The sequence below is a fragment of the Stenotrophomonas sp. LM091 genome (assembly GCF_001806305.1).
In the GTDB taxonomy this organism is placed as follows: domain Bacteria; phylum Pseudomonadota; class Gammaproteobacteria; order Xanthomonadales; family Xanthomonadaceae; genus Stenotrophomonas; species Stenotrophomonas bentonitica_A.
Genome location: NZ_CP017483.1, coordinates 2014614 through 2033369, shown reverse-complemented (window position 1 = coordinate 2033369; position 18756 = coordinate 2014614). Strand labels below are relative to the sequence as shown.

Genomic DNA, 18756 nt, shown 5'->3' with positions numbered 1-18756 from the left:
ATGGAGATGACCACCTGGTTGCCCGTGGCATGGTTCGCGGTGATCGGCTTCGGCGTGCTGATGTACGTGGTGCTCGATGGCTTCGTGCTCGGCATCGGCATCCTGGCGCCGATGGCCGAGGATGAAGAACAGCTCGACATCATGATGAACACCGCCGCGCCGATCTGGGACGGCAACGAAACCTGGCTGGTGCTGGGCGGGGCCGGGTTGATGGCGGCCTTCCCGAAGGCGTACGCCGCGCTGCTGTCCGCGCTGTACCTGCCGGTGCTGCTGCTGGTGGTGGCGCTGGTGTTCCGCGGCGTGGCCTTCGAATTCCGCTTCAAGGCACACCGCTCGCGCAAGCTGTGGAGCGTGGCGTTCGGCCTGGGTTCGCTGCTGGCCGCGTTCGCGCAGGGCGTGATCCTCGGCGCGCTTGTGCAGGGCCTTCAGGTCGTGGATGGCCGTTACGTGGGCGGCGCCTTCAGCTGGTTCAGCCCGTTCTCGATGCTGACCGGCGCTGCCGTGGTGTTCGGCTACGCGCTGCTGGGCAGCACCTGGCTGATCCTCAAGACCGAGGGCCGCGAGCAGACCTTCGCGCGCACCTTGACCCGCCCGCTGGTGGTCGCCGTGATCGTGTTCATGGGCCTGGTCAGCGCGTGGCTGCCGTTCCTGGATTCGCGCCTGATGGCGCGCTGGTTCAGCGATGGCAACTTCTGGTGGCTCTCGCCGGTGCCGTTGCTGACCTTGGCGGTCGCCACGGCGCTGTGGCGCAGCGCGATGCACCCCAAGCGCGATCTGCCGCCGTTCCTGTTGACGCTGGGCCTGTTCGTGCTGGGCTTCATCGGCCTGGTGCTGGGCATGTGGCCGTACCTGCTGCCCCCCAGCATGACCTTGTGGCAGGCCGCCGCGCCGGCCTCGTCGCTGAGCTTCAGCCTGGTCGGGCTGGTGATCCTGCTGCCGGTGATCCTGGGCTATACGGCGTGGTCGTACCGGGTGTTCCGCGGCAAGGTGCGGGCGGATGTGGGGTATCACTGAGGAAAGCGCGGTGGCTATTCCCGGTTCCGTGTGGGCGAGGGCGGTCAGACCCTGCCCGCACGTGCCGTAAACCCATCCATGGGGGCTCGACGGGTGCCAGCGATGGCGAAGAGCAGCCGACCGACGGTCGGCTCTACGGGCAGCACGCCACCGACGCCGACCCCGATCAGGCACGACCGGCACATCACGCCGTTTGGCTCAGCCGTGCAGCCCCTCGATCTCCACCAGCAGCTCCGCGCGGCACACCTCCGCATGCAGCACCACGAACGGCGGTGCCGTCGGCAGCGCCGCCATCTGCGCCGCCACCGGGCCCATATCCTCCGCTCGGCGCACATACACCTTGAGCACCGAGCCCGAACCCAGCACCGGTGACAACGACGGCCGCTGGCCGCGCGCCGTATCCACCAGGCTCTGCAGATTCGTCAGCGTCTCGCGCAACTGCTCATCCACCGCCCCCGTGTGCTGCGACACATGGCCCACGATCGCCGCCGTCCCCGACTGCAGCAGCGGCAGGCCCGTCGCCAGCGGCGGCAGCAGCGCACGCGAAAAACTGGGCGACTGCGGCCCGTACTGGCGCGGATACCGGAACGCGCTCACCTGGCGCGGATTCTCCAGCGGCTGGCCCGGTTCACGCGCGGCCAGCCAATACACCTGCAGGCGGCGCTCGCCATCGAAACGGCCGATGCAGGTCGCCGCCGGCAGCGCGGCCTCGTCCAGCTCGCGCAGGCCACGGACGCGGCCCACGCAGAAGCGCCGATAACGTTCCTGGTCACCGTCGCCCTCGGTCACGGCATCAAGATAGTTCCAGGTCCGCAGCAGGTGCGGATAGCCGCACCGCGACAGGAACGCGCTCATCCGCGCGTAGGCCTCGGCCGCAGCCGATTCGATATCGCTGTCGGTCTCCTCGATCTCCAGCACCCCGAACAGCAGGCTGTCGTTGTGCGACCAGCGTACCCCGTCGGTGACCCCGTGTTCGACCGGCGTGCCGCCGCGCCAGACCTCGATCTGCGCCGGGCCCTGTTCGGCCAGCGGCACCTGCAGCCAGCGCGGGTCGTCCAGCGTGGCGCGGGGAAGGCCGAAGCCGAACACGGCCAGCGTGCGCGGGTCGGCCAGTGCCGCCTCGCGCTGCGTGGCCGGGACGTACGCGACACGGAACAACGCGGGTCCGGAGGAAGGGGAAGCGACTGCCGGGGCCGTTGCGTTGTCGATCGTGTTGCTCATTTCAGAATGTGAATGCAGCCAGTGCCGAGAGTGTCATGATAGCGTGCGCTCCTTTCCCGGCGCCGCCACCGGTGCCAGGCGATGTCGACGGCCTTCTCCTGGTACCCATCCATCATGTTGGCGGGAATGATTGAGTTTTCTGTAATCGATTGGGCGGCGTGGGCGCCGGGCATCACCACCCACGCGCAGTGGCAGGCGTGGGCGAAGGCCCCCTGGCTGCCCACCGGTGAGGACACCCCCGCGTTGTCCGAAGTGCCCGCCATGCAGCGACGTCGCATCGAGCGGCTCGGACGCATGGCGATCCAGACCGCCTGCTGGTGCGAGCAGCCCGACGACGGTGGCCGGGTGCCGCTGGTGTTCGCCTCGCGGCACGGCGACGTGGCCCGTTCGATGGAGCTGCTCAACACCCTGAGTGCGGACCAGCCGATGTCGCCGACCGGCTTCGGCCTGTCGGTGCACAACGCGATCGCCGCGCTGTACTCGATCGCCCGCGGCCAGCGGGGCAACTATCTGGCCCTCGCGGCCGGCCGGGCCACGGTGGAAACGGCCTGCGTGGAGGCCTTCGGGCTGCTCGCCGATGGTGCGCCGGAGGTGCGGCTGGTGGTGTACGAATCGCCGCTGCCGCCGATCTATGCCGGCTTCGCCGACGAGCCCGACCCTTTCTTCGCGTGGTGCTGGCGGCTCGGGCCGGCCAGCGGCCCCGGCACCCGACTGTCGCTGGGCTGGGGTGCCGGCGGCGGGGATCGTCCCTCCGACGGTCTGCCGCATGGCCTTGAAGCGCTGCGCTTCCTGCTGGCGGGGTCGCCTTCGCTGGGCCTGGAGGCCGACGGCCAGCACTGGAGCTGGCAACGCCATGGCTGAGCGCTGGCCGGCCCGGATCAACCGTGCCTGGCGGGTGCTGGGCACGGGGCTGAGCTTTGCCGCCTTCGGGATCGGCGGGCTGGTCCTGGGCGGGATGCTGTTCCTGTCCCTGTTGCTGGTCCGCGACCCGGTCCGCCGGCGCGTGCTGGCGCGGCGCCTGGTCCAGGCCGGTTTCGCCACCCACGTCGGCCTGATGCGCCGGCTGGGGCTGATGACCTACGAGATCCGCGGGGGCGAGCGCCTGCAGCGCAACGGCCTGCTGATTCTGGCCAACCATCCGACCCTGATCGACGTGGTGCTGCTGATCGCCCAGCTGCCCAATGCCGACTGCGTGGTCAAGCAGGCCGTGGCCCGCAACCCGTTCATGCGCGGCCCGGTCCGGGCCGCCGGTTATGTTTCCAATGATGATGGGGCCGGGCTGGTGGACGACTGCATCGCCGCGGTCCAGGCCGGCGGCAACCTGGTGATCTTCCCGGAAGGGACCCGGACCGTGCCCGGGCAGCCGCTGCGCCTGCAGCGTGGCGCGGCCAACATCGCGGTGCGGGGCCGGCTGGACATCACCCCGGTGCGGATCACCTGCACCCCGCCGACCCTGACCAAGGGCCAGAAATGGTATCGTGTGCCATCACGGCGATTTCACGTTCAGCTGGAAGTCGGGGAGGATCTCCCGATCGCCCCGTTTCTGAACGAGACCGGCGATGCGCCCAGGGGGGATGCCTTGGCGGCCAGGCGTGTGACCGATCATCTTGCCCATTACTTCGACTTCGCTGGAGACCCGACCCGTGCAGGCACTTGAGCACGAGATCAAGGAATTGATCATTTCATCGCTTTCACTGGAAGACATCACTCCCGAAGACATCGATTCCGCCGCCCCCCTGTTTGTCGAGGGGCTGGGCCTGGATTCGATCGACGCGCTGGAACTTGGATTGGCCCTGCAGAAAAAGTACGGTGTCAGCCTGTCAGCCGATTCGGAAGAGACCCGTCGCCATTTCTCCAGCGTGCGTGCCCTGAGCGAGTTTGTCGCCGCACGCCAGCCGTCCTAACGGCGCGTCAGGATTTACCCATGACCAAGAACGAACTTTTCGAGCGCATCGTCAAGATCCTCAAGGACAGCTTTGAGATCGAGCCGAGCCGCATCACGCCTGCCGCGCGGCTGTACGACGACCTGGACATCGACAGCATCGACGCGGTCGACCTGATCGTGCAGCTCAAGCCGCTGCTCGGCCGCAATCTGCAACCGGAAGCCTTCAAGCAGGTGCGCACCGTGCAGGACATCGTGGATGTGGTGCACGGGCTGTTGCCCGGTCAAGCGGCCGCCTGACGGCCATCGCTGAAGACTGACCATGGTCCGGGTACGCGTCGCGGCGTTTGCGTTGCTGTCGCTGGCATACCCGCTGGTGGTGTACCTGTCGCTGGGCCGGTTCGAGCCGCGCTGGTTGTCGCTGCTGCTGTTCACCCTGGCCGCGCTGCGCGCGCTGACCACCCGCCAGGCGGTGTGGTGGGTGGCCGCGCTCGGTACCGGCGTGCTCGCCCTGGTCGCCACGGCCTTCAACCAGGCGCTGCCGCTGAAGCTGTACCCGGCGCTGGTGAATGCGGTGATGCTGGTGATCTTCGCTACCAGCCTGCGCTTCGGCCCCAGCGCGGTGGAGCGCCTGGCGCGGCTGAGCGAGCCGGACCTGCCGCCGTTCGCCGTGATCTATACCCGCCGCGTCACCTGGATCTGGTGCGGCTTCTTTGTTCTCAACGGAAGTCTGGCCCTGGCCACGGCGCTGTGGGCGTCCAACCAGGTCTGGGCGTTCTACAACGGATTGTTGGCGTACGTGATGATGGGTGCTCTGTTTGGTGGGGAATGGCTGGTCCGGCGACGGGTCAAGGCGGCGCATGCGCATGGCTGAGTGGATCGCACTGGACCGGCTGGCGCTGGTGCCGCGCCCGGGCCGCATCGTCGGCATCGCCGGCGACACCGTGGTGGACCAGCCGCAGTTCCGCACGCAGGTGCTGCGCTGGCAGCAGGCCTTTGCACGCGCGCCCGGCACCGACTGGGCGCTGTATTTCGATGACACGCTCACCTTCGCCGCCGCTCTGCTGGGGGCGTGGCATGCCGGCAAGCGCGTGTTCCTCGGGGGCGACAACCTGCCGGCCACGCTGGAAGGATTGAGCCCACGCGTGGCCGGTTTTGCGGGTGACGTGCCGGCGCGCTATGCGCCGCTGCAGCCGGATCCGGAGGTCGATCCCGCCGTGGTGCTGCAACCGCTGGATGAAGCCGCACTGGCACTGGTGGTGTTCACCTCCGGCAGCACCGGTGCGCCGAGCGCGATCGTCAAACGCATGCGCCAGCTTACCCGCGAGGTGGATGCGTTGCAGGCCGCCTTCGGCGAGCAGATGGACGGCGCGCAGGTGCAGGGCACGGTTTCGCACCAGCACATCTACGGCCTGCTGTTCCGCGTGCTGTGGCCGCTGGTGGCCGGCCGCGCGATCCAGCCGCGCCGGTTTTTCCATGAGGACCTGGTCAGCGCGCTGGGCGGCCAGCCGTCGGTGCTGGTGGCGACCCCGGCCCACCTCAAACGGTTGCCCGAACAGCTGGACTGGTCCTCGCTGGGCGGCCAGCTGCGTGCGGTGTTCTCCTCCGGCGGCCCGCTGCCGACCGAGGCGGCGCTGCAGGTCCGCGCCCTGATGGGCGTGGCCCCGACCGAGGTCTTCGGCAGCAGCGAGACCGGTGGCGTGGCCTGGCGGCGCTGGAGTGCCGCCCAGCCGCAGTGGCATCCGTTGCCGGGCGTTGCCTGGCGGATCGAGGAAGGTTGCCTGGCGGTGCGTTCGCCGCACCTGGACAACGACGACTGGTGGCTGACCCAGGACCGCGCCGCCGCCGATGACGGCCACAGCTTCCGGCTGCTCGGCCGCGCCGACCGCATCGTCAAGATCGAAGAGCGCCGTGTCTCGCTGGACGCCCTCGAACAGCAGCTGCGTGCGCACCCGGCGGTGCAGGACGTGCGCGTGCTGGTGCTGCCGGGCGCGCGCGAACAGCTGGCCGCCGTGGTGGTGCCGCAGGCGGCGGGCGCCGCGAACTGGGACGATGCACAGCGCCGCCGCCAGGCGCAGCAGCTCGGCGCGCATCTGGCCCAAAGCCACGATGCCGTGACCCGGCCGCGCCGCTGGCGTTTCATCGACGAACTGCCGCTCAACGCGCAGGGCAAGGTTACGGCCGCGGCACTGGCGGCCCTGTTCCGGCCGCTGATGCCGACCCCCGAGTGGCAGCAGCGCGATGCCACCAGCGCCTCGCTGCAGCTCGTGCTGGATCCGGACCTGGTCGCATTCGATGGGCACTTCCCGCAGGCCAGGATCCTGCCCGGCGTGGTCCAGCTGGACTGGGCGATCCACTACGGCCGCAGCGCATTCACGATGCCGCCGCAGTTCCTGCGCATGGACGCGGTCAAGTTCCAGCACGTGGCCCGCCCGGGCGACTGCCTGCAGCTGAGCCTGGGCTGGGATGCGGCCAGGTCGGCGATGAGCTTCCGCTACGTCTCCATCCATGGCGTGCACGCCAGCGGCCGGGTGGTGTTTGGTGATGCGTGATGACTCCGGTGACGGCATGATCAGATCGGCCTTCGCCCCGCTGGTGGTGATCCCGGTGTACGACCACGCGCATGCGATCGGTGCGGTGGTGCAGGGCGTGCTGGCCAGTGGGCAGCCGTGCCTGCTGGTCGACGATGGCTCGCACCATGAGTGCGCGCAGGTGCTTGATGCGCTGGCCCGCGAGCACGCACCGCAGGTGACGCTGCTGCGGCTGGCGGTGAACCAGGGCAAAGGTGGCGCGATGCTGGCCGGCTTTGCCGAAGCCGCGCGCCTGGGCTACAGCCACGTGCTGCAGATCGATGCCGACGGCCAGCACGAGACCGCCGATATCCCCCGTTTCGTCGCGCTGTCGCAGGCGCAGCCGGAGGCGGTGATCTGTGGTATCCCGCGCTATGACGCCAGCGTGCCCAAGGCGCGCCTGTACGGCCGCTACGCCACGCATATCTGGGTCTGGATCAACACGCTGTCGCTGCAGATCCGCGACTCGATGTGTGGCTTCCGCCTGTATCCACTGGCCCCGGTGATCCGCCTGATGGGCGAGGAAACCATCGGCCGGCGCATGGATTTCGACAGTGAAATCCTGGTGCGGCTGTTCTGGCGTGGGGTGAAGGTGATCAGTGTGCCGACCGCCGTCACCTATCCCAGCGACGGCGTCTCGCACTTCGATGTATGGCGCGACAACGTGCGCATCAGCCGCATGCACGCGCGCCTGTTCGTCGGGATGCTGTGGCGCGCGCCGCGGCTGCTGTGGCAGCGCATCGCAGGGCCCGGCGCATGACCACGCCCGCCCCCGGCAGCGCCCCGCACTGGGCCGACATCGGCGAGTCCACCTCGGCCGCCGGCGTGCTGTTCCTGTGCTGGGTGCACCGCTGGTTCGGCCGCTGGCCGTTCCGGCTGTGCGTGTACCCGGTGGTGCTCTGCCACTGGTTGAGCAACCGGGTCGCGCGCGAATCGTCGCTGCAGTACCTGGAGCGCCTGCAGGCCCATACCGGCGTGTTCCCCTCGGCACCCGGGCGCTGGCAGAGCCTGAAGCACTTCGCGCTGTTTGCCGACACCATGCTCGACAAGCTGCTCGGCCTGGGCGGCCGCTATCCGCCCGAGCACATCCATCTGCAGCGCGACCTGGTGCTGGACAAGATCGCGCGCCGCGAAGGCGGGCTGATCCTCACTGCGCACATCGGCTGCCTGGAGCTGTGCCAGGTATTGGCCGAGCGGGTGCCGGGCTTCCACATCACCGTGCTGGTCCACACCGCGCACGCGCAGCGCTTCAACCGCCTGATGCAGCGGCTCGATCCGCTGGCCTCGGTGGAGCTGCTGCAGGTCACCGACATGGGCCCGGCCACCGCGGTCGAGCTGCAGCGCCGGGTCGAGGCGGGTGGTTTCGTGGCCATCGTCGGCGACCGCGTGCCGCTGCGTGGCGGGCGCACCGTGCCGGCCCCGTTCCTCGGCCACACCGCGCAGTTCCCGATCGGCGCCTATGTACTGGCCGCGGCGCTGGCGTGCCCGGTCTACACCATGGCCTGCCTGCATCACGGCCGCGGCTACCAGGTGCGCTTTGAACAGTTCACCGACCGCATCGTATTGCCGCGCGGTTCGCGTGACGCCGCGCTGACCGCGCAGGCGGAACATTTCGCCCGGTGGCTGGAAGTTCAGGTCACCCAGGCACCCTTGGACTGGTTCAATTTCTTCCCCTTCTGGGATCAGGCATCTCATGGCAAGTAAGGCCGATCAGGCACCCTCCGTCCGCTTCGGCGATGCGCCGCTGACCATCGAAGACGTGGTCGCGCTGTCACAGCGCCAGGCCCAGGCCGTGGTCACCGACGATGCCGCGTTCACCGCACACATCCAGCGCGGCGCGGACTTCCTCGATCGGCTGCTGCGCGAAGACGGCGTCATCTACGGGGTGACCACCGGCTACGGCGATTCGTGCACGGTGAACATTCCGCCAGCGCTGGTGGCCGAACTGCCGCACCACCTGTTCACCTACCACGGCTGTGGCCTGGGCCGTTTCCTGGACCCGCAGGAAACCCGTGCGGTGATCGCCGCGCGCCTGGCTTCGCTGGTGCGCGGCATGTCCGGGGTCAGCCACCCGCTGCTGCAGGGCCTGGCCACGCTGCTGCGGCATGACGTGCTGCCGCTGATCCCGGCCGAAGGCTCGGTCGGCGCCAGCGGCGACCTCACCCCGCTGTCCTACGTGGCCGCGGTGCTGTGTGGCGAGCGCGAGGTGCTGTACCAGGGGTCGCGCCGCCCGGCGGCCGAGGTGCTGGCCGAGATAGGCATGGCGCCGCTGCGGCTGCGCCCCAAGGAAGGCCTGGCGATCATGAACGGCACCGCCGTGATGACGGCGCTGGCCTGCCTGGCGTACGACCGCGCCGACTACCTGACCAGGCTGGCCACGCGCCTGACCGCCTTCAACGTGCTGGCCAGTGACGGCAACGCCCATCATTTCGATGAAATGCTGTTCGCTGCCAAGCCGCACCCGGGGCAGACCCGGATCGCCGCGCGCCTGCGCCAGGACCTGCACAGCGACCGGCCGCCGCGCAACGAACAGCGCCTGCAGGACCGTTACTCGCTGCGCTGCGCCCCGCACGTGATCGGCGTGGTGCAGGACGCCCTGCCGTTCTTCCGCCAGCTGATCGAAACCGAACTCAACAGCGCCAACGACAACCCGCTGATCGATGTCGAGGGCGAGCGCATCCTGCATGGTGGCCACTTCTACGGCGGCCACATCGCCTTCGCGATGGACGCGCTGAAGAACACCATCGCCAATCTGGCCGACCTGCTCGACCGGCAGATGGCGCTGGTGGTGGATGCACGCTTCAACCATGGCCTGCCGGCCAACCTGTCAGCCGCCACCGGTGAGCGCGCGGCGATCAACCATGGTCTGAAGGCGCTGCAGATCAGTGTCTCGGCGTGGACTGCCGAAGCGCTCAAGCAGACCATGCCGGCCTCGGTGTTCTCGCGTTCCACCGAATGCCACAACCAGGACAAGGTCAGCATGGGCACCATCGCCGCGCGCGACTGCCTGCGTGTGATCGAGCTGACCGAGCAGGTCGTGGCGGCGCTGCTGATCACCGCCCGCCAGGGCGTGGCGCTGCGTGAGCGCGTCGGCATGAAGGCCACGCTGCACGGCGATCTGGCCGCGATGTACCAGGACCTGTCCGAGCGCATCGCCCTGATCGAGGAGGACCGCGCGCTGGATGGTGAGCTGCGCGCCCTGCTGGACGATATCCGCGCACAGCGCTGGGAGCTGTATGTCGACGCCTGATCTGAGCTTCGAGGTCGCGCTGTCGCCGGCCTTCCATGACTGCGATGCGATGCAGGTGGTCTGGCACGGCAACTACTTCAAGTACTTCGAGATCGCGCGTTGCGCCCTGCTGCAGCGCCATGATTACGACTACCCGCAGATGCGCGATTCCGGTTACCTGTGGCCGGTGGTCGATGCGCGGGTGAAGTACATCCGCCCGCTGCTGTACGGCCAGGCACTGCGCGTGCGCGCCACGATCACCGAGTGGGAAAACCGCCTGAAGATCGCCTATGAAATCGTGGATGCGGACAGCGGTACCACGCTGACCCGCGCCCATACCATCCAGGTCGCGGTCGACGCGGCCACCAATGAAATGCTCTACCTGTGCCCGCCGGTGCTGTGGGAGCGTCTGGGAGTGCAACCGCAATGAACCGTTTCCTGCGCATGCTGTGCGTGCTGGTGATGCTGGCCATGGTCGCCCCGGCGTTCGCCGCCACCGATGTGGAGGCAGTCAAGCAGCGCGTCGCCAAGGTCGACGTGCTGCGCGGCGAGTTCACCCAGGAGAAACAGGTCGCCGGGTTCAAGAACCCGCTGCGCTCGCAGGGTCGCTTCGTGCTGGCCCAGGACCACGGGGTGGTCTGGACCACGCTCAAGCCGTTCCCCTCCGAGGTGGTGGTCACCCGCGACCGCATCCTCAGCCGGCAAAGCGACGGCAGCAGCCGGGTCGAACTGGACGGCCGCCAGCAGCCGGCGATGCGCTCGGTCAACGCGATCATGTTCGCGCTGATGAGTGGCGATGCGCAGGCGCTGTCGGCGCAGTTCACGGTCAAGGTGGAGGTATTGCCCGGCAATGCCTGGCGCATGCAGCTGACGCCGCGCTCGGCGATGCTCGGCAAGGTGTTTGCGCAGCTCACTCTGAGCGGTGACCGCTACGTGCGCGAGGTGCAGATCAACGAGGCCAACCAGGATGTCACCCGCATCCACTTTGCCGGCATGAGCGATACGCCGGCGGCGTTGAGCGCCGACGAGGGCCGCAAGTTTGAATGACGTGCTGACGTCCAACGGCCGCCTGCAGCGCCTCTGGCGCTGGCTGGCCATTGCCTGGCTGCTGGTGCTGATCGGCCTGGGCGTGCAGCAATGGCAGTTGTGGAAGAGCGAATCGCGGATCGATACCGACATCCTCGCGCTGCTGCCGCAGGATGCGCACGACCGCCTGCTGTCCGATGTCACCCGCCGTATTGCCGATGCCAACGCGCGCCAGATCGTGGTGTTGCTTGGCAGTACCGATGCGGCGCAGACCAAGGCGGCCGAGGCCGCATTCCGCGATGCCATCAAGGTAGAGCGGGGCGCTGCCCCGCTGCTCCAGGAAAGCGGCTCGATCGAGGGCTGGTTCGATCAGGCACGGGCGTTCTACGCACCGTATCGCGACCGCCTGCTGACCAGTGCACAGCGCGAGCGGCTGCAGAACGAACCCACCGATGGTCTGGCCGAATCGGCACTGGCGGCGCTGTACGGCCCGATGGGCGCGCCGCGCCTGACCGAGTGGCGCCAGGATCCGCTCTCGCTGTGGCCGCAGTGGTGGCAGGAGCGCGCGCTGGGTTCGGGCCTGCAGATGGGCGATGACGGCCTGCTGGAAGCCGATGGAAAGCATTGGTCGATCGTGCAGTACGACACGGTCGGCTCGGCGTTCCAGCTCGATGGCGAGCGCCATATCGACCTGCTGCTGGACACCGCCGCCGAGGCCGCCATGAAGCAGGCGCCGGGTCTGGAAGTGCTGCGTGCCGGTGTGCCGCTGCATGCGGAAGCCGCGGCCGTGCAGGCCAACTGGGAGATCAATACGATCGGCTGGGGGTCGCTGGCCGCGGTATTGCTGCTGGTCTGGCTGGCGTTCCGTTCGCTGCGCCCGATCCTGCTGGTGGCCGCCTCGCTGCTGATCGGCTGTGGCGTCGCGCTGGCGGTGACGGTGCTGGTGTTCGGCAAGGTGCATGTGCTGACGCTGGTGTTCGGTGCCTCGCTGGTGGGCGTGGCCGAGGATTACGGCATCCACTGGTTCGCCTCGCGCCAGGCCGAACCGGCTGACCGCCGCTGGAAGCTGCTGCGGCATCTGCTGCCGGGCCTGTGGCTGGCGTTGCTGACCAGCGCACTGGCCTATCTCGCGCTGGGCCTGGCGCCGTTCCCGGGGCTGCGCCAGATGGCGCTGTTCTCGGTGGTCGGCCTGGCCGCCGCCTTCCTGACCGTGATCTTCTGGTTCCCGTGGCTGGATGGCGGCGAAATCCGTCGTACCGGTTTCGCCCGCTGGCTCGGCGCCACGCTGGAGCGCTGGCCGCGCCTGCACGGGCGCAAGGCGGCGATGTTCCTGGGCGTGGTGACGGTGCTCTCGGCGATCGGCATCGCCCGCCTGCAGACCAATGACGACCTGCGCAGCCTGCAGTCATCGCCGCCGGACCTGATCGCCCAGCAGATCCGCATCAGCCAGATGCTGGGCATGCCCAGCCCGGCGCAGTTCTATCTGGTCCAGGGCGATACCGCCGAGCAGGTGCTGGAGCGCGAAGAGGCACTGATCGATCGTCTGCGCGTGCTGGAAGCGGACAAGCAGATCGGTGGCTACCGTGCGATCAGCGACTGGCTGCCCTCGCAGCAGCGCCAACATGCCGATGCGGCCCTGACCGCCAAGGTCGAGCCGCAGGTGCTGGCACGGGTCGGTGCGGCGGTGGGTGAGCCACTGCTGCGCCCGGCCTATGCTGCGCAGGACCTGCAGGCCGACGCCTTCCTTGCCTCGCCGGCAGCCATGCCGTTCCGACATCTGTGGCTGGGCACGGTCGGGCAGGGCGTGGCGTCGGTGGTGATGGTCGATGACCTCTCGCGTGCCGATGCGCTGGCACTGCTGGAAGCACAGGCCAAGGGCATCGATGGCGTGCGCTGGGTGGACCGGACCGCCGATTTCTCGCAGCTGCTCAAGCATTACCGCAAGCTGATGAGCGGGCTGCTGCTGATCGGCATCGCACTGGTGTTTGCGGTGCTGTTCTGGCGCTACCGCGGCCAGGCCTGGCGCGTGCTCGCCCCGACCCTGATCGCCGGCGCACTGACACTGGCGCTGCTGGGGCTGTTCGGCCAGCCACTGCAACTGTTCAACGTCCTCGCGCTGATGCTGCTGCTCGGCATGGGCATCGACTACGGCATCTTCCTGATCGAACACCGCGGTGATGCCAGTGCCTGGCTCGCGGTCTGCGTGGGCGCGGCCAGCACCTGGTTGTCGTTCGGCCTGCTCGGGCTGTCGGCCACGCCGGCGCTGCGCGCCTTCGGCTTGACCCTGTTGTTCGGCATCGGCCTGGTCTGGCTGATCTCGCCGCTGTTCCGCCCGCCACCGCACGACGCACCGCACTGAGCGACCGCGTTTCCCTCTCATGATCTGATCAAGGATGTATCGATGAACCCGCAGGTGGAACGTACTGAAATCCTCGTCATTGGCGCCGGCCCGGCCGGCTCCGTGGCGGCGGCGATGCTGCGCCGGCAGGGGCGCCAGGTGCTGATCCTGGAGCGCCAGGCGTTCCCGCGGTTCTCGATCGGCGAGAGCCTGCTGCCGCAGAGCATGGAATACATCGAGGCGGCCGGACTGCTGCAGGATGTGGTGCAGGCCGGGTTCCAGTACAAGAACGGGGCGGCGTTCGTGCGCGGCGAGGCGACCACCGAGTTTGATTTCCGCGACAAGTTCTCGCCGGGGTGGGGCACCACCTACCAGGTGCAGCGCGCCGACTTCGATGACGTGCTGGCGCGCGGTGCCGAGCGCATGGGCGCTACGCTGCGCTTCGGTGACGAGGTGCTGTCCGTGCAGCCCGGGCGTCCGGCGCAGGTGCAGGTGCGCCGGCCCGATGGCAGCGAGTACACCATCGAGGCCGGTTTCATTCTCGACGCCAGCGGCTTCGCCCGGTTGCTGCCGCGCCTGCTGGACCTGGAGTCGCCGTCGAATTTCCCGGTGCGCGGTGCGATCTTCTGCCATGTGCGCGACCACATTCCGGCCGGCGCGGGCTTTGATCGCAACAAGATCCTGATCACCACCCATCCCGAGCACGTGGACGTGTGGTACTGGACGATTCCGTTCTCCAACGGCTGCTGTTCGCTGGGCGTGGTGGCCGAGCCGAGCTTCTTCGCGCGCTACCCGGGCACCGATCTGGAGAAGCTGCAGGCCATCGTCGGTGAGGACCCGAACCTGGCCCGCCTGCTCGGGAACGCCGAATGGGCGGTGCTGCCGGTGCGCACCATCACCGGGTACTCGGCCAATGTCTCCTCGTTGTGGGGCGAAGGCTATGCCCTGCTCGGCAACGCCGGCGAGTTCCTCGATCCGGTGTTTTCCTCGGGGGTGACCATCGCGTTCAAATCGGCCCAGCTGGCCAGCGATTGCCTGGCCCGCGAGCACGCCGGTGAGACGGTGGACTGGGAACAGGACTTTTCGGTGCCGCTGCGCGCCGGGGTGAAAACCTTCCGGCGCTTCGTCGAGGCGTGGTACGCCGGTGGCTTCCAGAAGATCATCTACCATCCCGATCCGCAGCCGGAGGTGCGCCGCATGATCTCCTCGATCCTGGCCGGCTATGCCTGGGATACCAACAATCCGTACGTTGCCGACGCCAGCGGCCGGCGCCTGCGCGTGCTGGAGGAACTGTGCAGCGCCTGATCCTGACCCTGTTGTTGAGCCTGCTGCTGGCCGCATGCGCCAGCACCCGCATGCCCACGCCGCTGGTACAGCTGCCCGTGCTGCAGCTGGCGCCCTCGGCATTGCCGCAGCCGGTGCAGCTGCAGCAGCGCCTGCAGTTCCGCTTCGGCAGCCACGAGCGTGAGCTGGATGCCCTGCTGGAGGTGGATGCCGAACAGGTGCGGCTGGCGGTGCAGGCGATGGGCCAGACCGGCGTGCGCATGGTCTGGGACGGGCAGCATCTGGAACAGACCCGGGCGCCGTGGCTGCCGCCGCAGGTGCGCGGCGAGCGCGTGCTCGACGACCTGCAGTTCGCGTTGTGGCCCGCCGCAGCGATCCGTGCCGCGCTGCCGGACGGCTGGAGCCTGCAGGAAACCGACGGCGTGCGCAGCCTGGTCCAGGGCGGCACACCCTGGCTGGTGCGCGAGACATTGCCCGCTGGTCGCGTGCGGCTGCGCAACCTGGCCGAGGGCTACGAACTGGTGATCGAATCAATGGACATGGGGCAGGGCCAGGAGTGAGCAGCAGCGCGGTCTATCTGAATGAGCTGGGGGTGATCTGCGCACTGGGGGCCGACCGCGCCCAGGTGCGCGAGGGCCTGTTCGCGGCGCAGCCCGGCGGGCTGCACGACAACGACACCCTCCTGCCTGGCCGCACCCTGGCGCTGGGCGAAGTGCAGGCGCCGCTGCCGGACCTGGCCGACCTGCCGGTCGCCCTGCGCGGCCGCAACAACGGCCTGCTGGACGCTGCGCTCGGCCAGATCCGCGAGGCCGTCGATGCCGCCGTCGCCCGTTTTGGTGCCGAGCGCGTGGCAGTGATCATCGGTACCAGCACCTCGGGCATCGGCGAGTCGGAGCACGCACTGCGCGCCTATCACCGCGATGGCGTGTGGCCGGCGGATTTCCATTACGCCCAGCAGGAAATGGGCACCGCCGCGCGCTTCGTGCGTGAGCGGATCGGCAGCACCGGCCCGGCCTGGACGATCTCCACCGCGTGCTCGTCCAGCGCCAAGGCGCTGATGTCGGCCGCACGCCTGCTGCGCGCCGGCGTGGTCGATGCGGTGGTCGCCGGCGGGGCGGACTCGATGTGCCGCTTCACCGTGGCCGGGTTCAGCGCGCTGGAGTCGGTCTCGGCGGTGCGCTGCAATCCCTTCTCGGTAAACCGCAGCGGCATCAACATCGGCGAAGGCGCCGCGCTGTTCCTGATGACCCGCGAGCCGGGCCCGGTGCGGCTGTCCGGCTGGGGCGAATCGTCCGATGCCCACCACATGTCTGCGCCGGATCCGCAGGGACGCGGCGCGATCGATGCCATGCAGCAGGCCCTGGACCGGGCCGGGCTGGCGCCGGCGCAGATCGACTACGTGAACCTGCATGGCACCGCCACTGGTCACAACGATGCGATGGAAAGCCAGGCGGTCGCCGCGGTGCTGGGCACGCAGGTGCCGGCCAGCTCGACCAAGCCGCTGACCGGGCACACGCTCGGCGCCTCGGGCGCGATCGAAGCGGCGTTGTGCTGGATGACCCTGGCCGACAACCCGGACCAGCAGCTACCCACCCACTGGTGGGACGGGCAGCCCGATGACGCCTTGCCGGCGCTGGCCCTGGTGGCACCGGGCACGCGCGCTGCGCAACCGCTGCAGCACGTGCTCAGCCATTCGTTCGCCTTCGGCGGCAGCAACGCCGTGCTGGCCCTGGCGCGAGGATGAGCATGCCGCTGCCCGATGACATCGACGCGGTGCTGCCGCACCGCGACAGCATGCGCCTGATCCACCGCGTGGTGGCCTGGCAGGACGAGTCCATCGCCGTTGAGGTGGACGTGCCCGCGCAGGGGCTGTTCTGCACGCCTGATGGCGTGCCCGCCTGGGTCGGGGTGGAGTACATGGCGCAGGCGATCGCCGCCTGGGCTGGGTGCCGCGCACGCCACGCCGGCCGCGCGCCGTCGATCGGCTTCCTGCTTGGCACCCGCCGGTACACCGCCCACCAGCCGTTCTTTGCCGCCGGCAGCTGCCTGCGGGTGGAGGCGAACTGCGAGTTGTTGGGCGAGAATGGCCTGGGCATGTTCGCCTGCCGGATCCTGGCGGGCGATATCGAAATGGCGGTTGCCAACGTCTCCGTGTTTGAACCCACGGACGCGATGGCCTATCTGGAGAGTGGAGAGGCATGACAGGGAATCTGACCGTGCTGGTGACCGGCGCCAGCCGGGGCATCGGCCGTGCCGTGGCGCTGCGTTGCGCGCGAGACGGCTTCGATGTGGTGGTGCATTGCCGCAGCCGCATCGAGGAAGCACAGGCCGTGGTGGCCGAGATCCAGGCGCTGGGCCGACAGGCCCGGGTGCTTATGTTCGACGTGAGCGACCGCGATGCCGCGCGTACCGCGCTGGAAGCGGACATCGAAGCGCACGGCACGTATTACGGGGTGGTCTGCAATGCCGGCATCGCCCGCGATGGCGCCTTCCCGGCGATGCCGGCCGAGGATTGGGATGCGGTCATCCACACCAACCTGGACAGCTTCTACAACGTGCTGCACCCGCTGGTGATGCCGCTGGTGCGCCGGCGCAAGCCTGGCCGCATCGTCACCTTGTCCTCGGTCTCCGGCCTGGTCGGCAACCGCGGCCAGACCAACTACAGCGCGGCCAAGGCCGGCATCATCGGCGCCACCAAGGCGCTGGCGCTGGAGCTGGCCAGCCGCGCGATCACGGTCAACTGCGTGGCCCCCGGGCTGATCGAGACCGAGATGGTCAATGAAGAAGTGGTCGAGCACGCGCTCAAGCTGATCCCGGCCAACCGCCTGGGCCAGCCGGAGGAGGTCGCTGCCGCGGTCTCGTTCCTGCTCTCCGAATCGGCCGGCTACATCACCCGCCAGGTGATCTCGGTCAACGGAGGGATGGTCTGATGGCCCGCCCCGATCGTCGCGTGGTGGTCACCGGCGCGGCTGCCATCAGCCCGCTCGGGCAGGACTGGGCGAGCATCCGTGCGCGCCTGCAGGCCAGGACCAATGCGGTGCGCTACATCGCCGAGTGGGAGGTCTTCGATGGCCTCAACACGCGGCTGGCCGCACCGGCGGAAGATTTCGAACTGCCCACCAACTACAACCGCAAGACCACCCGCAGCATGGGCAAGGTCGCGGTGATGTCGGTGCGCGCCACCGAGCTGGCGCTGGAGGCGGCCGGCCTGCTCGGCCACCCGGTGCTGCGCAGTGGCATGGCCGGCGTGGCCTATGGCTCGTCCTCGGGCAGCCACGAGGCTACCGCCGAGTTCGGCCGGATGCTGCATGAGCACACCACCGAAGGCATCAGCGCCACCACCTACCTGAAAATGATGAGCCACACCTCGCCGGTGAACATCGGCGTGTTCTTCGGCTTGTCCGGGCGGGTCTACACCACCTCCAGCGCCTGCACCTCGGGCAGCCAGGGCGTGGGCTCGGGCTATGAAGCGATCCGCAGCGGCAAGCAGACCGTGATGGTCACCGGCGGTGCCGAGCAGCTCGACGCCACCGCCGCCGCCGTGTTCGACACCCTGTTCGCCACCAGCGTGCGCAACGATGCGCCGCAGACCACGCCCAGTCCGTTCGATGCGCACCGCGACGGCCTGGTGCTGGGCGAGGGCGCCTGCACGCTGATCCTGGAAGAGCTGGAGCATGCCCAGGCCCGCGGCTCCACGATCCTGGCCGAAGTGGTCGGCTACGGCACCAACAGCGACGGCCAGCACGTCACCCAGCCCAGCGCCGGAACCATGGCGCAGGCCATGCGGCTGGCGCTGGAGGATGCCGACCTGGCTGCCGACCGGATCGGTTACGTCAACGCGCACGGCACCGCCACCGAGCACGGCGACATCGCCGAAACCCAGGCCACCCACCAGGTGTTCGGCCCCGGCGTGCCGATCAGCTCGCTCAAGAGTTATGTGGGTCACATGCTCGGTGCCTGTGGCGCGTTCGAGGCCTGGCTGAGCATCGAGATGATGCGCGAGGGCTGGTTCGCCCCCACCCTGAACCTGCACGAGGTCGATCCCCGATGCGGCGCGCTGGATTACATCCATGGCGACGGCCGTGCCCTGCAGACCGACTACGTCATGAGCAACAACTTCGCCTTCGGCGGCATCAACACCTCGTTGATCTTCCGCCGCTGGCAGGATTGACCGCAGTTTCCGGCCCGCGTC

The 18756-nt window shown here is 68.8% G+C and carries 20 protein-coding genes; 19 read left to right on the top strand and 1 reads right to left on the bottom strand.

The features are described from left to right. A complete protein-coding gene (gene cydB, locus BIZ42_RS08880; RefSeq protein WP_019185501.1) occupies nt 1-1014 on the top strand; it encodes a cytochrome d ubiquinol oxidase subunit II in 1014 nt (337 codons plus the stop codon). A gap of 198 nt (nt 1015-1212) precedes the next feature. Here the strand turns inward: cydB and BIZ42_RS08875 are convergent, their stop codons facing one another. After that, the gene (locus BIZ42_RS08875; RefSeq protein ID WP_070426213.1) at nt 1213-2235 is read right to left on the bottom strand and encodes a pteridine-dependent deoxygenase; all 1023 of its coding nucleotides are present in this window, start codon (nt 2233-2235) and stop codon (nt 1213-1215) included. 126 nt (nt 2236-2361) lie between these two features. Here BIZ42_RS08875 and BIZ42_RS08870 point away from each other — a divergent pair, with 126 nt between their 5' ends. From BIZ42_RS08870 to BIZ42_RS08785, 18 genes are read left to right on the top strand one after another with little or no spacing between them, the layout of a single operon-like run. Then, on the top strand, nt 2362-3096 hold the full coding sequence (locus BIZ42_RS08870) for a beta-ketoacyl synthase chain length factor (protein ID WP_070426212.1): 735 nt from the start codon (nt 2362-2364) through the stop codon (nt 3094-3096). After that, a complete protein-coding gene (locus BIZ42_RS08865; protein ID WP_019185498.1) occupies nt 3089-3892 on the top strand; it encodes a lysophospholipid acyltransferase family protein in 804 nt (267 codons plus the stop codon). The genes BIZ42_RS08870 and BIZ42_RS08865 overlap by 8 nt, the downstream gene beginning before the upstream one ends. After that, nucleotides 3879-4139, top strand: a complete 261-nt coding sequence (locus BIZ42_RS08860) for a phosphopantetheine-binding protein (protein WP_019185497.1) — start codon at nt 3879-3881, stop codon at nt 4137-4139. Before BIZ42_RS08865 ends, BIZ42_RS08860 begins: the two co-directional genes overlap by 14 nt. A gap of 20 nt (nt 4140-4159) precedes the next feature. Next, the gene (locus BIZ42_RS08855; protein WP_019185496.1) at nt 4160-4417 is read left to right on the top strand and encodes an acyl carrier protein; all 258 of its coding nucleotides are present in this window, start codon (nt 4160-4162) and stop codon (nt 4415-4417) included. Between the two features lie 22 nt (nt 4418-4439). Beyond that, nucleotides 4440-4991 carry a membrane protein gene (locus BIZ42_RS08850; RefSeq protein ID WP_019185495.1) on the top strand — a complete coding sequence of 184 codons (552 nt, stop codon included), beginning with the start codon at nt 4440-4442 and terminating at the stop codon, nt 4989-4991. After that, entirely contained in the window at nt 4984-6669 is a 1686-nt protein-coding gene (locus tag BIZ42_RS08845; RefSeq protein WP_070427488.1) for an AMP-binding protein, read from the top strand. Before BIZ42_RS08850 ends, BIZ42_RS08845 begins: the two co-directional genes overlap by 8 nt. Nucleotides 6670-6685: 16 nt before the next feature. Next, complete coding sequence (locus tag BIZ42_RS08840) at nt 6686-7447, top strand: glycosyltransferase family 2 protein (RefSeq protein WP_237393574.1); 762 nt, start codon at nt 6686-6688, stop codon at nt 7445-7447. After that, entirely contained in the window at nt 7444-8391 is a 948-nt protein-coding gene (locus tag BIZ42_RS08835; RefSeq protein WP_019185492.1) for an acyltransferase, read from the top strand. Before BIZ42_RS08840 ends, BIZ42_RS08835 begins: the two co-directional genes overlap by 4 nt. Next, on the top strand, nt 8381-9937 hold the full coding sequence (locus BIZ42_RS08830; protein ID WP_070426210.1) for an aromatic amino acid ammonia-lyase: 1557 nt from the start codon (nt 8381-8383) through the stop codon (nt 9935-9937). Before BIZ42_RS08835 ends, BIZ42_RS08830 begins: the two co-directional genes overlap by 11 nt. Continuing rightward, a complete protein-coding gene (locus BIZ42_RS08825) occupies nt 9924-10346 on the top strand; it encodes a thioesterase family protein (protein WP_019185490.1) in 423 nt (140 codons plus the stop codon). Before BIZ42_RS08830 ends, BIZ42_RS08825 begins: the two co-directional genes overlap by 14 nt. Then, on the top strand, nt 10343-10963 hold the full coding sequence (locus tag BIZ42_RS08820; protein WP_070426209.1) for an outer membrane lipoprotein carrier protein LolA: 621 nt from the start codon (nt 10343-10345) through the stop codon (nt 10961-10963). Before BIZ42_RS08825 ends, BIZ42_RS08820 begins: the two co-directional genes overlap by 4 nt. Next, a complete protein-coding gene (locus BIZ42_RS08815; RefSeq protein WP_070426208.1) occupies nt 10956-13301 on the top strand; it encodes an MMPL family transporter in 2346 nt (781 codons plus the stop codon). The genes BIZ42_RS08820 and BIZ42_RS08815 overlap by 8 nt, the downstream gene beginning before the upstream one ends. Before the next feature lie 42 nt (nt 13302-13343). Then, entirely contained in the window at nt 13344-14585 is a 1242-nt protein-coding gene (locus tag BIZ42_RS08810; protein ID WP_019185487.1) for an NAD(P)/FAD-dependent oxidoreductase, read from the top strand. After that, complete coding sequence (locus tag BIZ42_RS08805) at nt 14573-15124, top strand: DUF3261 domain-containing protein (RefSeq protein WP_070426207.1); 552 nt, start codon at nt 14573-14575, stop codon at nt 15122-15124. The genes BIZ42_RS08810 and BIZ42_RS08805 overlap by 13 nt, the downstream gene beginning before the upstream one ends. Beyond that, complete coding sequence (locus BIZ42_RS08800; RefSeq protein ID WP_070426206.1) at nt 15121-16308, top strand: beta-ketoacyl-[acyl-carrier-protein] synthase family protein; 1188 nt, start codon at nt 15121-15123, stop codon at nt 16306-16308. The genes BIZ42_RS08805 and BIZ42_RS08800 overlap by 4 nt, the downstream gene beginning before the upstream one ends. After that, nucleotides 16305-16766 carry a hypothetical protein gene (locus tag BIZ42_RS08795; protein WP_019185484.1) on the top strand — a complete coding sequence of 154 codons (462 nt, stop codon included), beginning with the start codon at nt 16305-16307 and terminating at the stop codon, nt 16764-16766. The genes BIZ42_RS08800 and BIZ42_RS08795 overlap by 4 nt, the downstream gene beginning before the upstream one ends. Next, nucleotides 16763-17494 carry a 3-oxoacyl-ACP reductase FabG gene (fabG, locus tag BIZ42_RS08790; RefSeq protein ID WP_070426205.1) on the top strand — a complete coding sequence of 244 codons (732 nt, stop codon included), beginning with the start codon at nt 16763-16765 and terminating at the stop codon, nt 17492-17494. Before BIZ42_RS08795 ends, fabG begins: the two co-directional genes overlap by 4 nt. Continuing rightward, on the top strand, nt 17494-18735 hold the full coding sequence (locus tag BIZ42_RS08785; RefSeq protein WP_070426204.1) for a beta-ketoacyl-ACP synthase: 1242 nt from the start codon (nt 17494-17496) through the stop codon (nt 18733-18735). Before fabG ends, BIZ42_RS08785 begins: the two co-directional genes overlap by 1 nt. Nucleotides 18736-18756: the final 21 nt, after the last annotated feature.

Bases quoted from the DNA above. Each gene is read 5' to 3' on its own strand.
- BIZ42_RS08865 (WP_019185498.1), top strand. From the start codon at position 3,089: ATGGCTGAGCGCTGGCCGGCCCGGATCAACCGTGCCTGGCGGGTGCTG.
- BIZ42_RS08810 (WP_019185487.1), top strand. From the start codon at position 13,344: ATGAACCCGCAGGTGGAACGTACTGAAATCCTCGTCATTGGCGCCGGC.
- BIZ42_RS08795 (WP_019185484.1), top strand. From the start codon at position 16,305: ATGAGCATGCCGCTGCCCGATGACATCGACGCGGTGCTGCCGCACCGC.
- BIZ42_RS08870 (WP_070426212.1), top strand. From the start codon at position 2,362: ATGATTGAGTTTTCTGTAATCGATTGGGCGGCGTGGGCGCCGGGCATC.
- cydB (WP_019185501.1), top strand. From the start codon at position 1: ATGGAGATGACCACCTGGTTGCCCGTGGCATGGTTCGCGGTGATCGGC.
- BIZ42_RS08785 (WP_070426204.1), top strand. From the start codon at position 17,494: ATGGCCCGCCCCGATCGTCGCGTGGTGGTCACCGGCGCGGCTGCCATC.
- BIZ42_RS08845 (WP_070427488.1), top strand. From the start codon at position 4,984: ATGGCTGAGTGGATCGCACTGGACCGGCTGGCGCTGGTGCCGCGCCCG.
- fabG (WP_070426205.1), top strand. From the start codon at position 16,763: ATGACAGGGAATCTGACCGTGCTGGTGACCGGCGCCAGCCGGGGCATC.
- BIZ42_RS08875 (WP_070426213.1), bottom strand. From the start codon at position 2,235: ATGAGCAACACGATCGACAACGCAACGGCCCCGGCAGTCGCTTCCCCT.
- BIZ42_RS08835 (WP_019185492.1), top strand. From the start codon at position 7,444: ATGACCACGCCCGCCCCCGGCAGCGCCCCGCACTGGGCCGACATCGGC.
- BIZ42_RS08830 (WP_070426210.1), top strand. From the start codon at position 8,381: ATGGCAAGTAAGGCCGATCAGGCACCCTCCGTCCGCTTCGGCGATGCG.
- BIZ42_RS08840 (WP_237393574.1), top strand. From the start codon at position 6,686: ATGATCAGATCGGCCTTCGCCCCGCTGGTGGTGATCCCGGTGTACGAC.
- BIZ42_RS08820 (WP_070426209.1), top strand. From the start codon at position 10,343: ATGAACCGTTTCCTGCGCATGCTGTGCGTGCTGGTGATGCTGGCCATG.
- BIZ42_RS08825 (WP_019185490.1), top strand. From the start codon at position 9,924: ATGTCGACGCCTGATCTGAGCTTCGAGGTCGCGCTGTCGCCGGCCTTC.
- BIZ42_RS08855 (WP_019185496.1), top strand. From the start codon at position 4,160: ATGACCAAGAACGAACTTTTCGAGCGCATCGTCAAGATCCTCAAGGAC.
- BIZ42_RS08850 (WP_019185495.1), top strand. From the start codon at position 4,440: ATGGTCCGGGTACGCGTCGCGGCGTTTGCGTTGCTGTCGCTGGCATAC.